Below are 14,209 nucleotides of genomic sequence, written 5' to 3' on the forward strand. Positions count from 1 at the left end.
ACCATTGTTAAGATTATGAACCTAGATTATTCCCGAATGCAATCAGTCCAATCCCCAATTATTCCGATTATTGGAAAACTAATTAACAATCATCCCGGGACAATTTCCCTAGGTCAAGGGGTAGTTTATTATGGCCCGCCACCTGTGGCATTTGACCATATATCCGAGTTTTTAGCTAGTCCAGAAAATCATAAATATAAACCAGTAATTGGTATCACTCCACTACTTGAGATAATCGCCGATAAACTGCAAACAGAGAATCATATTAATCTCAGCGATCGCCAGAAAATTGTCGTCACTGCTGGTAGTAATATGGGGTTTATGAATGCGATTTTAGCTATTACCTCACCTGGGGATGAAATCATTATACAATCTCCTTACTATTTTAATCATGAAATGGCGATTATGATGGCAAGTTGTCAGCCTGTAGTTATTCAGACCGATGACAATTATCAACTACGAATTGATGCCATTCAAGCCGCCATCACTGATAAAACCAGGGCGATTGTTACCATTTCTCCCAATAACCCCACCGGGGCGGTTTATTCCCCAGAAGCATTACAAGAAATTAATCAAATTTGTAGCGATCGCCACTTATACCATATCAGTGACGAAGCCTACGAATACTTTACCTATAATAACATCAAACACACCTCACCCGCCACCTTTCCTAACAGTGAATCCCACACAATTTCTCTCTTCAGTTTATCCAAAGCCTACGGTTTTGCATCCTGGCGCATTGGATATATGCTAATTCCTGAACACTTACTAATCCCCATCCAAAAAGTTCAAGATACCATCTTAATCTGTCCTCCCGTCATCTCCCAATATGTAGCTTTAGGCGCGTTAAAAGTAGGTTATGAATATTGCCAAAATCATATTAAAACCATCACGGAAGTTCGGGATATATTTCTCAATGAACTCAGCCAATTATCAGATTTTTGCACAATTCCGCAAGCTGATGGCGCGTTTTACTTTCTGCTGAAAATAGACACAGAGTTAGACTCAATGGAATTAGCCCAACAACTGATTAAACAGTTTGGGGTAGCCGTAATTCCGGGGACTACCTTTGGTATGTCACAAGGCTGTTATTTACGGGTAGCTTATGGGGCGTTAAAACCAGACACCGCCGCCGAAGGAATTGGGCGTTTAGTCAAAGGTCTGAAAACCTTAGTTATTTAGATTAACCTATCAATCATCTATCCGGGATTATCCCCCCAAGGGAAACTAATAGCCAGCCATAATTGCATTATACCAGCCCCCCAATTTTGTACCTATACCATTTTAGCCCAAATCCTAATAGCTGCATAGGTCAGTCAAAATCCCCAAATTAACCAGCTATGATAGAAAACAGACTGATTTGAGATTAACCATAAGATTATGCCTTTATACCGCCTTTTCATCATCATTGTGGGTGTTTGTGTCATCCTGGGTTTAATGATTTGGCTAGTCACATCGATTTCTTGGTTATACAGTCAAGTGGCGTGGATGGCTAACCCGATTTTAGCAAATTTGTTGCTAGTTGTGTTAATAGGTTTGCTAGGGTTATTGATGTATACGTTTTTCTACTATTTGAGGCTGTTTCAATTTGGAAGTAATGGGAGGAAAAAACGCCGCCATAACTTGCGTATCCCTTTGGATAAATCCGAGGCGGCTGAAACGTCTTTAAAAGCTATCCGACAACAGGTTAATCAAATTCAAGATGAAGTAGCACGTCAGGCGTTAATAAGTCGTTCTCAGGATATACAAGCTAACCTATCTCAAGGTAGCATTCAGGTGGTGATATTTGGCACAGGTTCCGCCGGGAAAACATCTCTGGTTAATGGGTTAATGGGGGAGATGGTCGGGCGGGTTGACGCACCCATGGGAACTACCATAAATGGGGAAACTTATCGACTCGAATTAAAGGGGTTAAATCGGGAAATTTTAATCATTGATACTCCGGGAATTGGGGAGGTTGGAGAAGGGGGAGTAACTCGTTCAGAAATGGCTAGAACCCTGGCTACCGAGGCAGATTTATTATTATTTGTGGTGGATAATGATTTGCGTCAATCCGAATTATATCCTCTGCGTAATTTGGCGGAAATGGGTAAGCGATCGCTATTAATTTTTAACAAAACCGACTTGTATACAGAAGCTGATAAAAATCAGATTTTAAATCGATTAAAGCAACGAGTGAGCGGGTTTATTTCTCCGGAAGATGTCATAGCGATCGCCGCTAATCCTCAACTAATTAATCTGGACAATGGAGATACATTTAAACCTGAGCCTGATATCATGCCACTTATTCATAAAATCGCCACAATTCTACGCGCCGAAGGGGAAGAATTAATAGCTGATAATATCCTTCTCCAGTCTCAAAGATTAGGCGAAGAAGCGCGGCGTTTAATTGATAATCAACGTCTACGCCAAGCCGAACAAATTGTCGATAGATATCAGTGGATTGGGGCTGGGGCTATTGCTGTTACGCCGCTTCCGGTGGTAGATTTATTAGCGACTGCGGCAGTTAATGCCCAAATGGTAGTAGAAATTGGCAAAATATATGGGTGTAAATTAAATATGGATAGAGGGCGAGAGTTGGCGTTATCTCTCGCGAAAACTTTAGGCAGTTTAGGCATTGTTAAAGGTGCGATTCAATTAGTAGCTACCGCCCTACATTTTCACATCGGTACTATTGTAGTTGGTAAGGCGATTCAAGGGATAACTGCCGCTTATTTAACCCGAATTGCGGGGCGTAGTTTTATCGAGTATTTTCGCCAAAATCAAGATTGGGGAGATGGGGGTATAACAGAGGTGGTGCAGCGACAATTTCAACTTAATCGGCGAGATGAGTTTGTGCGAGGATTTATTCAAGATGCGATCGCCCGCGTGATTGAACCATTGAACCTCGATCAATCATCAGCAGAGTCCGATGATGAACTAGAATTAGAATTAGACAAACCCTCAGATATTGCCCCCTATTTAGATCAAGATTCATCTCAAGATGATTGGGATAATCCCCGTCATCCTCGAGAGAATTGGTAAAAATTTACTACGGAGAATCTTCCCATTCTGGAGTCAAAAGACGGAAGTTATAATCAGATGCACCCGGATGACAGGTTTGGCAATTATGAATATTAATGGGTTCCGTAAATTCTACGCGGGGATGTAGCGCCCTAAAAAAGCGCGATCGCTCAATTCTAAAAGGGATACCCTCTTCAGCCACAGTCATAGAACGGGAAAAATGGCGGAGATAATTCCACACCAACAGGCGAGCCGGATCCACTAAAGGTTCAATTTGAGTGCCATAATGTTGACTATCCTGGAGAATTTGTTGCCAAGTCTGTCTCGGTAAAACTGACGGCGGAATAGGAATATGGCAAGTAGCGCAGTTTTCTAAATAGAGTTCCTGGCCCAGTTGAAATTCTGGCGGTACAAAATCAACAGTACCGATCGCACTAACAGAATACTGACCTATACTTGGCGTTGTAATGCCCAAGGATATCAGGACAGCAACCAGAATCAAACAGCATCGAATCAATAGAGAATATCTCCTTTCGCTGCGCCGATTGGAGAGTCTGGAATTGAACATATTATAGAAGTTAGCTTATTCTAGGGTAATGACCATACCTTCTCTGGCAACAACCCCCTGGGGGAAAGCAGCCTTAAGTTCAAGTTGGACGCGATCGAGAAAATCATCATCGTGGGATGGGTCATGTTGATACATGGCTATCTGCTTAACACCCGCTTTTTTGGCAATTTCTACCCCTACCTCCCAGGTAGAATGTCCCCACCCGATTTTGGGACACTTATGATCATGATACTCCTCATTAGTATAGGTAGCATCATAAATCAGCAAGTCGGCATTGCGAGCCAAGTGCAGAACATTATTATCAAAGCGATCGAGAAAATGCTCTGTATCACTACAGTAAACCGCTGTACGGCCTTCCCAAGTAACCCGATAGCCGACCGCCATATTAGGATGATTTAGAGGAGCCGTTTCGATTTTAATGCCATCGGACAAAGCAATCACATCCCCAGGGATCAGATCATAAAATTTCAGATCTGATTGCATGACGTGCATGGGAACCGGGAAATTAGGATGTACCATTTGATCAGACAGGCGTTCCTTAATCGTTGAGCCATCAGGAGCGATCGCCCCATAGATATGAAAGCGATTAATCGGGATAAATGCTGGCACAAAGAAAGGAAACCCCTGGATATGGTCCCAGTGGGTATGGGAAAAAAAGACAGAGGCTTCAACGGGCATTTGTTTGAGCAGATCCAAACCCAAAACTCTTAACCCAGTCCCTCCGTCAAAAATAAAACGTTGATTTCCCAGACGCATTTCGACACAGGAGGTATTCCCCCCATATCGAACAGTTTTATGGCCAGGGGTAGCAATATTTCCCCTCACCCCCCAAAACTGTACAGAAAACTCCACAGGAGCCGAATTATCATTCATCGCATTATTATCGGAAACTTGAGGATTTTTAACAGGTCGATCATAAACTGGCATTTTAACTGATACAGAGGTTGAACAGCAGTGAGATAAGCAACACTTGAGACCCAATACTCCCTAGTTACTGTTATGACTGATTGGTTATGGTCGAAAGAGAAGTCACCTTCCCCAACTCCACTTCAAAACCGTGCTTGCGAGTTTCCCAGCACACGGCTCCTGATGTAGATACCCTAATTGTCAATAGGAACAGGGCTACTACCCCCCGCTTTGTGACCTCAACTTTGGGAGCTAAATACAACACGTAGTCTTTAAACTCGCTTTCGTCATCAAACTCTTACTTGTCGCGGTCTCTATATCCACACCGTGACTAGTGGGCATATCCTAACCATTACAGTTAGGCATTGGCTTTCAGTCACATCCTTTCCCCTTAAAGGTATACGCTTACACTTTCACTACTCCGCAGGTACATCCTGCCACTTGAGAGCCTAAAAGGGGTTTAAACGTTCCGTTTATACGGGCATTCCATCTTTAGACTTGTCCTCTCCACCGGGGTACTTTTAAAGGTCTGTGTAGGTATTGATAAGATTATCCTACTTTTCCCCTTGCCCATTTGGACGCAGCGTATCAACCTATTTCGCTACCAAACTATTACGATGGTTCAAGTCGGAACATTCAGATTTCCTTAGTCATGGATGGTTGGCAGTGGTCGGATTTTGGGAATAGGTTTTCCCTCACGCCTTCCGTTCCCCGCTTCAGTCTGACGGGTTGTGATTCCTAAAACTGGGGGTGGCTATCGCCGTTACTCTCAACTTCCTGCTATACTAGGTGGGTCACTACTTCCACCGTTCAAACGTTCTGTCTTGACCTTGGGTCTCCTGCCTTGCTTAGATTTCTCCAAGCGTCGGGACATATAAACAGTTATGGGATGGTCAGAGATGCGACTCCCTATATTCCACCAAGGGGTGGAAGTCCCACCATGCGGTGATTTCGGGTATTGCAACCTTATTTCATGCCTGAACGTCTCGCACATCATCCATAATTTCAACACAGTTTCGAGAATTTCTTAGACCCAAACAAGTTCCACAACCAGAACTATTCTAGCGTTTCAGTTAAAATAGACAGATGTGATCATGTTTATCCAACCCTTTTTAAAGGATTAACGTTTAGCAGCCACTCCCTATCCCCAAGGGGTCTCTTTGACACTCCCCAGCCTAAAGGCGTGGGGATTCTTGGGCTGAATCCTGCCTCCACTAACCCTCGTTAGTTTTGGTCTTACAGTTTCATGTCGTATCTGAATTAGGGGTCGAGAATGGAGTCACCTCCATCCCCTCCCATTCAGAACCGTATGTGAGACTTTCCTCAGTACAGGACAAAAAAGCTGAAAGTCTTAGCCAAAAGGGAATCTAGCCGAAAATGCTGAAGGGGGCGCTCCGGGCTGAGGTGAAAGTCGAGGGGTGGGGGGGGTAGCGCCAAGTTGGGGTGAGAGGGTTACATCGGAATTACCACAAACCAAACTTCCCTCTCATGAACGAGCTTAACCGATTACGAGACACTTTGCGCCCTCACTTGCCCTGGCACGGGGCGAGATTAAACTTTGTCTGCCTGTTCCTGATGGCGCTATTCCAAACAAAGACGGTTAATCTGATGGAAATAGCGACTGTATTCGCAAATCCTGTGCAAATTTCCTCAAATTACCAGCGATTACAACGTTTTTTTCGGCAATTCAAATTTGACCGGGCAGAGATTGCCCGTTTCGTCGTTAGCCTCATTGACATTCCCCAACCTTGGACTCTTAGTCTCGACCGCACCTGTTGGTCTTTCGGTCAAACCCATTTCAACATCTTGATGTTGGCAGTCGTCCACGAGGGGATTGCCTTTCCCCTGCTGTGGACGATGCTTGACAAAAAGGGCAATAGCAACAGTGGCGAACGCATGGACTTATTCGACCGCTTCGAGGCACTATTTCCTGACGTGGAGGTGGCTTGTCTGACCGCTGACCGGGAATTTGTGGGGCGAGATTGGCTCTCGTATCTTCTCATCGACCCCGAGGTTCCTTTCCGCCTACGCATCCGCCACAGCGAGCTGATTAGTCCTAAGTTAGGAGGAACTCGGCGTAGCGGCGAACGAATGTTTGATTCTCTGCGACCCGGAGAATTTCGCCAGCTTTCGGGTCGCCGTTGGGTTTGGGGACGGCAGGTTTACGTCATTGGCTCTCGTCTGGCTGATTCGGGGGAGTTGTTGATTCTCATCACTAACGCTTGCCCCGAAACGGCCCTCCCCGACTATGCTCGGCGTTGGGGTATTGAAAACCTCTTCGGAGCCTTGAAGACTCGGGGCTTCTGTCTCGAATCGACTCACTTTAAGGACCCTGAGCGCTTGAGCCGTTTATTGGCTTTGCTTAGCCTGGCTTTTACTTGGGCTATGAAGGTGGGTTTGTGGATTCACCAAGGTTCACCCATTCCTTTGAAGGCTCACGGACGACGCTCCCAGAGTCTTTTCCGCACTGGCTTCGATTTTCTACGCCGCACTTTCTCTAATCTGCCTTTGTTTTCAGGGCGGTTTCACCAGGCTCTACAACTTTTGTCCTGTACTTAGGAGACTTTCACCTCATACGGCTCCTAGTTCGGTTATGGTCGAAAGGGAAGTCGCCTTCCCCAACTCCACTTCAAAACCGTACTTGAGACTTTCACCTCATACGGCTCCTGATGTGGATACCCCTTTGTCATTGGGAACAGGGTTACGATCCCCTGCTTTATGACCTCAACTTTCAGAGCTATAGCACAAGACAGGAAAGTTAGGACGTATAATGGAGAGGACGAGATGACTAAGAAGACCAAAAATGCCAGCCCCCTATAGTTACGACCTCAGACAAAAAGTTATTGATGCAATTGAACTAGACGGTATGCCCAAAACAGAAGCCAGTCAAGTTTTCCATGTCAGCAGGAACACCATTAATCTCTGGCTGCAAAGAAAAGCACAGACCGGAGACTTCCTCCCTAAACCTAATCACCCACCTGGCAATAACCACAAAATTACCGACTGGCAGAAATTCAAGGCTTTTGCCCAAGAGCATGGCGATCAAACCTCCGCTCAAATGGCTGAACTTTGGGATGACGACATCTCTCCTCGCACCATATCCAGAGCCTTGAAGAAAATTGGCTTCACCAGAAAAAAAACTTACGGCTACCAAGAACGTTGGAAGCAACAGCGAGAGGAGTTTATGGCTCAGATTGAACAGATGGAGCCACAAGAAGTGGTCTACCTCGATGAAGCCGGCATGAATAGTCAGGACTCGGATTACCCTTATGGTTACTGCGAGGAAGGAAAACGCTTCCATGCCCTCAAATCAGGGAAGAGGCAGGGCAGGGTGAGCTATATAGCCGCATGGTGTTATCAACAACTCTTAGCCCCCTTTAGCTTTGAGGGTTGTTGTAATCGGACAGTGTTTGAGTTGTGGTTGGAGTTGATCTTAATTCCAACATTGAAGCCAGGTCAGACTCTAGTGCTAGACAATGCAACGTTTCATAAAGGGGGACGGATTCCTGAGCTAGTGGAGGCGGCTCAATGCCGTTTGCTCTATCTACCACCTTATTCGCCAGACCTCAACAAGATAGAGAAATGTTGGTCGTGGTTGAAAGCCCGCATTCGCCATTGTATTGAGCAGTTTGATTCTCTCCATGATGCCATGGATTCCGTTCTCAAAGCTGCGTCCTAACCACCTTAACTAATGCTATACCTCACTCGAATGCTCTAACTGTGGTGCAGTGGTCAAAAAAGCCCTATCCACTCGAACTCATGTTTGTCAATGTCGGTTCAACTTGGATAGGGATTGGAATGCTGCGCTCAACATCCTGAAGTCAGCCTTGTCTACGCTAGGGCATAGCGGAACATGTGTCTATTACCCGAACGCTTCAGGAGATTCGACCTCTACTCTGGCTGGAGCAATCCTGTCAAAGCAAGTTGGGTCTATGAATGAAGAATCCCCTCGCCTTTAGGCAGGGGAGTGTCAACCCAAAGGTTTAGGACTAGGGTTGAACAACCGACGACCAATCAGAGTGAGGATTTAGGTATTGATTGCGTGGGGGTCTCCACGGAGCCAGATTAATAAAGGTAGGAGTTATCAATTAGGGGATTTGTTATACAGCCTTTACACAAAACACAAAGTACAGTATAATGTATGGCTATTGTATAAGTTATCACAACCAACTACCATGAGCCGTTACTCTTTAGATTTTCGGAAAAAGATAGTAGAAGCCTATGAAAAAGGAGACACTTCTATCCGAAAAGTAGCGAAACGCTTTTTGGTGAGTCCAGACACGGTAAGGCGACTGGTCAAACAGTATCGATTAACGGGAGACTTATCTCCTCGTAAATGTGGCACTAAAAAGAAAAGCATTTGATCTAAGCATGAGGAAGCCGTGATAGATATTGTAGAAGCCCACCCCGACCTGACCTTATGGCAATATAGTGATAAGCTCAGAGACAAGCTGGGCATAAATGTCAGTACGACCATGATAGATAGATTTTTAAAGCAGCACGATATAAGTCTCAAAAAAAAACATACAGGAGCGAAAAAGTAGTAACTGAAGAAGCACAGAAAGCGCGAGTAGATTATTGGGAAAGAATTAGAGATGTCGCTCCTGAAAAGCTTGTGTTTATTGATGAAAGTGGGTTATGGGTAGGGATGAGCAGACCGTTAGCCAGAGCGACGAAAGGGAAAAAAGTCTATGAACTGCGGAAATCCTATCGAGGTCAAAAAATGACAATAATTGCTGCAATTAAGCTCTCCGGAGTGGTGGCGACTCAAACATTAGAAGGGTCAATGAAAAAAGAGGATTTTCTCCAATTCATCAAGTTAGATTTATTGCCAAAATTAAAAAAAGGAGATGTAGTGGTAATGGATAACTGAAATTCTCATCATCGAGAAGAAGTCAAAGAAATGATAGAGTCAGTAGGAGCCAGGGTAGAATATCTGCCGGTGTATTCCCCTGAGTTTAACCCGATAGAGATGATGTGGTCACAGCTCAAAAGTTGAGTGTGCAAGTTCAGGACGGAGACCATGGAATTATTAGTGAGATTGGTAGAAGTGGCGGTAAGCCTTGTGGATTTACAGTGTTTGAATAACTGGTTTACCAAGTGTTGTTACTGTGCTTAATGATTGAGATAAAGGCTGTATGTTGTATTAACCTGATACATTTCAGCTTTTCCATGGCAATATAAGGGCAGGTTCAAGATGGTTAAGCTATCCTCCGCCCTAGGGTTTCTATGGTTGGTTTCTAACTATCATCTCTAGTTTCTTCAGAAGAACCGGGGGAAGATTGATAAAGGTTATCTAGCTGAGTTCGCGCATCTTGGACTGAGAGGGAACGCATCACCAGCAAAGGTTCTTTGAGTACATTTCCTGACTCATCTAGTAATTCTGGATGGATGTTCTGGTAATTTCGGGAATCCGCTGACCTAAAGCCACCCGCCGAGTGAGAATTATAGCGCTGAGACTCCATACCAACAGTCAACAGGCTACGAATTAAATTGCGTACTGCTATAAATGCCAGAGTGGTAAAAGCCAGAATATAAAGCAGATGTAACATGATTTACTCCTTGGGGTAGGGATAATTGATGAAAACTGGGCCTTGTTAAAAGCTAATGAATCGAGGCTAAGATTTTGTTCTATTTACCACAACCTTACCGTAAATTAGGGAGCAACCGCTACAGTTTCTCTAAAAATCGAAACCGGGAAAGGAACAGTTGAGAAAACCTACCTATAGCCTGGGGTCCCTAGAACTTAACTGGGATTTCCATTTTCGATCTGGGGTTTCGATTCCAAACGAAAGCGGTTAGCAATGCGCCAACAATCAGTTAAGAGTTGATGCCACGGCATTAGCACCTTCATTTCAATCCCGGCTTGACATCCGGTGGCGTGAAACAGTGTTTTAGCGGTGTTGACCTCTTCCTGGGCTTGTTTAATGCGATCTAGGACTTCTGATTGTTGCTGTTCACTCAGAAAAGGGATGTTCTCAGTTTCCAGGAGTTGTCGCGATCGCCCAAACCAATATTGGAAGTCTTCCAACATCGGCTCCAGAATTGCCTTGAGCAACTCAGTTTCTGAGGAGTTATGATTCGGCATAGCATCGAGATGAAAGTTTATTAATTAGGGGTCGAGAGTGAAGTCGCCTTCACCCCCTCCCATTCAAAACCGTGCATGAAAGTTTCCCTTCACACGGCTCTAGTGGTGCTTCCACATCCCGATAATTGGCATAGACAGGAAAAACTTCCTGATGTGACGCACGCGCAGACTGCTCCATTGTTAAGGATGCAGCGTTGGCGTTATCGAGCGCCGTCTTATCATCGCGGGTGTGGCGGTGTAATAGCTGAAGGTTCTTGTATTCATCCTTTCCGCCGAGGCTTCTAGGTACAATGTGGTCTACTTCAACTAAGTCTGATGGGGTGAAGTATTGCCCGCACCAGGTACACTTGCCTTTTGGCTTTTTGAGTAGTTTTGCTACCCTGTTTGGCGTGTCGATTGCTTGTCCTTTCCTGGTTGCCCAGTAAGTCCAATTACCGTCATAAAGTGTTGCGTCTGGGCGGACTAGGGTATGTCTGACAATTGGTGTCCAGTTGTGTTTATATAGACGTAACCCGTCTTTGGTTTGGAACATCGATTTTTCATGTCTTTCTTTCCTATTACTGAGCGTGACCGTTCCAGGTCTGAAATAATTACTCAGTTTTTCATGATTTGCCTTTCCGCATCTTGAAACTGTCCATGCCCTTAACATTTGCCAAACTATATTATCTAGTTTGTTGAAGGTTTCGGATGAAACAACCCCTGAGTAGTAGTTTGACCATCCCCGAATAATCGGGTTTAATTTGCTAACCAGGGCAGATTGGGGTGTTGTCTTATGTTGTTGAATTACACCCTTAATCACTTCTGTATGGGCTGTAACTGCTTTCTTACTGGGTTTGATGAGGGTTATATGTCCGATTAATCGGCTTGCTATCCCACCTGTTTTTCCAGATTTGTATTTTCCTACTGGATATTGCCTGATGTTGAATCCCAGAAAGTCGAACCCTGGTTTCTCAAGTTTTCCATCATATTCAATCGTATTGAGCGTGTGACAGATTCGAGTATTTTGGGGTTTGATTTCTAGTCCTGTAGGTTTTAACCATTCGGAAATAGCAGTTTTGCACTGTTCAATGATTCCTAAGTCTTTGGATATGACTACAAAATCATCGGCGTATCTTATCAAGTCAACTTGGGTAGCCGTTCCTTTATTAGGATACATTCCTTTAACTAGCCTTTCAATTCCATCCAGTGCGATGTTGGCTATAAGTGGACTTATTACCCCTCCTTGAGGTGTCCCTGCTTCTGTATCCTCAAATACGCCGTTATCTAGCACACCCGCTTTTAACCATGGTTTTAGATCTCTTTTCATGATGCTTGGAAAATGAGTTTTGGACAGTAGATAATCATGGTTTATTCGGTCAAAGCATTTCGCTATATCTGCATCTAAAATGTAGTAACTATTCGTTTTTATGGCAACGTAGATTCTACCAATTGCGTCTTGGGCTGACCTGCCTGGTCTGAACCCATAGCTTGTGCTTTCAAATCTCGCTTCCCATTCGGGTTCGAGAGCCGACTTAACCAAGGCTTGCCTGGCTCTGTCTTGGATTGTGGGTATTCCCAGCGGTCGTTTTTCATCCCTAGCGGGTTTAGGTATCCACACCCGTCGCAGTGGTTTTGCTTTGAGATTTCCTTTTATTCTCTCGGTCATTTCCAGCCTGTGTTTGGGGGATAGCGCTATCACACCATCTACCCCAGCCGTTTTCTTTCCTTGATTGTCTTGGGGGGCGGGTTCATTAAGCTGACTGTTGGCAAGCATGGCTGACCGTGGAACCCACCCCTACAGCCGCAATGCTAGGAGCCGGGTTATGGTCGAAAGGGAAGTCACCTTCCCCAACTCCACTTCAAAACCGTACTTGAGACTTTCACCTCATACGGCTCCTAATGTAGATACCCTTTTTGTCACTAGGAACAGGGTTACGAACCCCCGCTTTATGATTCCAACTTTGGGAGCTTGGCATACAACTCGTAGTCTTTAAACTCGCTCTCGTCATATTACTCCTACTTGTCGCAGTCTCTATATCTACACCGTGACTAGTGGGCATATCCTAATCATTACAATTAGGCATTGGCTTTCAGTCACATCCTTTCCCCTCAATGGTATACGCTTACACTTTTCACTACTCCTTGTGAGTAATATTGCTCACTTTTTTGATAAGGAGAACCAATGAGGAGTTTAAACGTTCCGTTTATATGGGCATTCCATCTTTAGACTTGTCCTCTCCACCGGGGTACTTAAAAAGGTCTGTGTAGGTGTTTTATGCAAAACCCTACTTTTCCCCTTGCTCTTTTGAGCGCAGCGTGGCAACCTATTACGCTGCTAAATCATTACGATGGTTCAAGCCAGACATTCGGTTTCCCTAGTCATGGATGGTTGGCAGTGGTCGCATTTGGTAGTAGGTTCTACCTCACGCCTTCCGTTCCCCGCTTCAATCCCAGAATCGTGTATCCTGAAATTGGGGGTGGCTATCGCCTTTACTCTCTACTCCCTGATTTCTCAGTTTGTTTATGACCTTGAGTCCCCTGCCTTGCTCAGATTTCTCCAAGCGTCGGGACATATAAACAGTTATGGGATGGTCAGGATACGAGTCCCTTATATTCCACCAAGGGGTGGAAGTCCCACTAGGAGGCTATTTCGGGCATTGCATCCCTATTTCACTCCTAAACGTCTCGCACGCATAATATGATTTCACCAATAGACGTTGCCACCTTCTAGCCTTTGCGTCCTGTCCCGATTTAGCTGCTTGGTATATCCTCTTTTGGAGCTTAAAAACGTACCGCTGAACCTTAGCCCAGTTGATACTTTTCCATACAAACGCACGTCTTAGTAGGTTTCGGTTTTCCGAATCCTTTACCATCTCTCGATTTCGTCATCTTGACTCCTACTAAACTCTATCCTTGCAATCAAACCGTGACCCGTTAGCATATCCCGTCCATTACAGCCGGGCGTTGGCTTTTGGTCACATCTCACCCCCTCAAGGGGGTAGGGTCGAACGAGAAGTCACCTTCCCGAACTCCCATACAAAACCGTGCTTGATACTTTCACATCACACGGCTCCTGATGTGGACACCCCGTGTCATGGGAACAGGGTTACGACCCCCTGCTTTGTAACTTCAACTTTCAGAGCTGTATACAACCACGTAGTCTTTAAACTCGCTCTCGTCATAATACTCCTACTAATCGCAGTATCTATATCCACACCGCGACCTGTGGGCATATCCCCACCATGACAATTGGGCTTGGGCTTCTGGTCGCATCCTTCACCCTCAAAAGCATACGCTTACACTTTCACTACTCCACGGGTACATCCCGCCACTGAGAGCTAATGAGGGGTTACAACGTTCCATCTATGCGGGCATTCCATCTTTAGATTCGTCCTCAGAACCGGGGTACTTTAAAGGTCTGTGCACAACTTTCGTTGTTTTTAGGTAGTTGCATGAGCCCCCTACTTTTCCCCTTGCCCTTTTGGGCGCAGCGTGTCAACCTATTTCGCTGCTAGTGTATTACGATGGTTCCAGCCGGACATTCGGTTTCCCTAATCATGGATGGTTGGCAGTGGTCGAGTGAGAGGTAGGTTCCTCTATTACGCCTTCCGTTCCCCGCTTCAATCTGACGGGTTGTGAATCCTAAAACTGGGGGTGGCTATCGC

9 protein-coding genes and 3 pseudogenes are annotated in these 14,209 nt (G+C 45.1%); 6 read left to right on the forward strand and 6 right to left on the reverse strand.

The features are described 5' to 3' along the window. Positions 1 to 15 precede the first annotated feature (15 nt). Both XZ46_RS10865 and XZ46_RS10870 read left to right on the forward strand, forming a co-directional pair. Entirely contained in the window at positions 16 to 1,182 is a 1,167-nt protein-coding gene (locus tag XZ46_RS10865) for a pyridoxal phosphate-dependent aminotransferase (protein WP_008050449.1), read from the forward strand. Positions 1,183 to 1,380: 198 nt separating this feature from the next. Continuing rightward, complete coding sequence (locus XZ46_RS10870; RefSeq protein ID WP_006669013.1) at positions 1,381 to 3,024, forward strand: YcjF family protein; 1,644 nt, start codon at positions 1,381 to 1,383, stop codon at positions 3,022 to 3,024. Between the two features lie 7 nt (positions 3,025 to 3,031). Here XZ46_RS10870 and XZ46_RS10875 read toward each other — a convergent pair whose 3' ends face one another. Both XZ46_RS10875 and XZ46_RS10880 read right to left on the reverse strand, forming a co-directional pair. Beyond that, entirely contained in the window at positions 3,032 to 3,478 is a 447-nt protein-coding gene (locus tag XZ46_RS10875) for a cytochrome c (RefSeq protein WP_006625980.1), read from the reverse strand. Positions 3,479 to 3,586: 108 nt separating this feature from the next. Beyond that, positions 3,587 to 4,498, reverse strand: a complete 912-nt coding sequence (locus tag XZ46_RS10880) for an MBL fold metallo-hydrolase (RefSeq protein ID WP_006625979.1) — start codon at positions 4,496 to 4,498, stop codon at positions 3,587 to 3,589. A gap of 1,467 nt (positions 4,499 to 5,965) precedes the next feature. Between XZ46_RS10880 and XZ46_RS10885 the strand changes: the two genes are divergently transcribed. The 4 genes and pseudogenes from XZ46_RS10885 (at position 5,966) to XZ46_RS32325 (ending at position 9,596) form a co-directional block, all read left to right on the forward strand. Further along, entirely contained in the window at positions 5,966 to 7,036 is a 1,071-nt protein-coding gene (locus XZ46_RS10885; RefSeq protein WP_006669216.1) for an IS4-like element ISAtsp3 family transposase, read from the forward strand. 244 nt (positions 7,037 to 7,280) lie between these two features. Next, positions 7,281 to 8,156 carry an IS630 family transposase gene (locus XZ46_RS10890; RefSeq protein ID WP_008050454.1) on the forward strand — a complete coding sequence of 292 codons (876 nt, stop codon included), beginning with the start codon at positions 7,281 to 7,283 and terminating at the stop codon, positions 8,154 to 8,156. A gap of 19 nt (positions 8,157 to 8,175) precedes the next feature. After that, positions 8,176 to 8,436: pseudogene (locus XZ46_RS29095) on the forward strand (zinc ribbon domain-containing protein); the annotation flags it as partial. Between the two features lie 216 nt (positions 8,437 to 8,652). Next, a pseudogene (locus XZ46_RS32325) lies at positions 8,653 to 9,596 on the forward strand (IS630-like element ISAtsp7 family transposase). A gap of 121 nt (positions 9,597 to 9,717) precedes the next feature. Here XZ46_RS32325 and XZ46_RS10905 read toward each other — a convergent pair. The 4 genes and pseudogenes from XZ46_RS10905 to XZ46_RS10920 form a co-directional block, all read right to left on the reverse strand. Further along, positions 9,718 to 10,029, reverse strand: a complete 312-nt coding sequence (locus tag XZ46_RS10905) for a DUF2973 domain-containing protein (RefSeq protein ID WP_006625974.1) — start codon at positions 10,027 to 10,029, stop codon at positions 9,718 to 9,720. 194 nt (positions 10,030 to 10,223) lie between these two features. Then, positions 10,224 to 10,565, reverse strand: a complete 342-nt coding sequence (locus XZ46_RS10910) for a DUF2605 domain-containing protein (RefSeq protein WP_006625973.1) — start codon at positions 10,563 to 10,565, stop codon at positions 10,224 to 10,226. Positions 10,566 to 10,764: 199 nt separating this feature from the next. Beyond that, positions 10,765 to 12,282: pseudogene (gene ltrA / locus XZ46_RS10915) on the reverse strand (group II intron reverse transcriptase/maturase); the annotation flags it as partial. Positions 12,283 to 13,189: 907 nt separating this feature from the next. Continuing rightward, positions 13,190 to 13,417 (reverse strand): reverse transcriptase N-terminal domain-containing protein, encoded by a 228-nt coding sequence (locus tag XZ46_RS10920; protein WP_081587722.1) that lies wholly within the window; start codon positions 13,415 to 13,417, stop codon positions 13,190 to 13,192. Positions 13,418 to 14,209 lie beyond the last annotated feature (792 nt).

The sequence above is a fragment of the Limnospira indica PCC 8005 genome (genome assembly GCF_000973065.1).
GTDB classification, from domain to species: Bacteria; Cyanobacteriota; Cyanobacteriia; order Cyanobacteriales; family Microcoleaceae; genus Limnospira; species Limnospira fusiformis.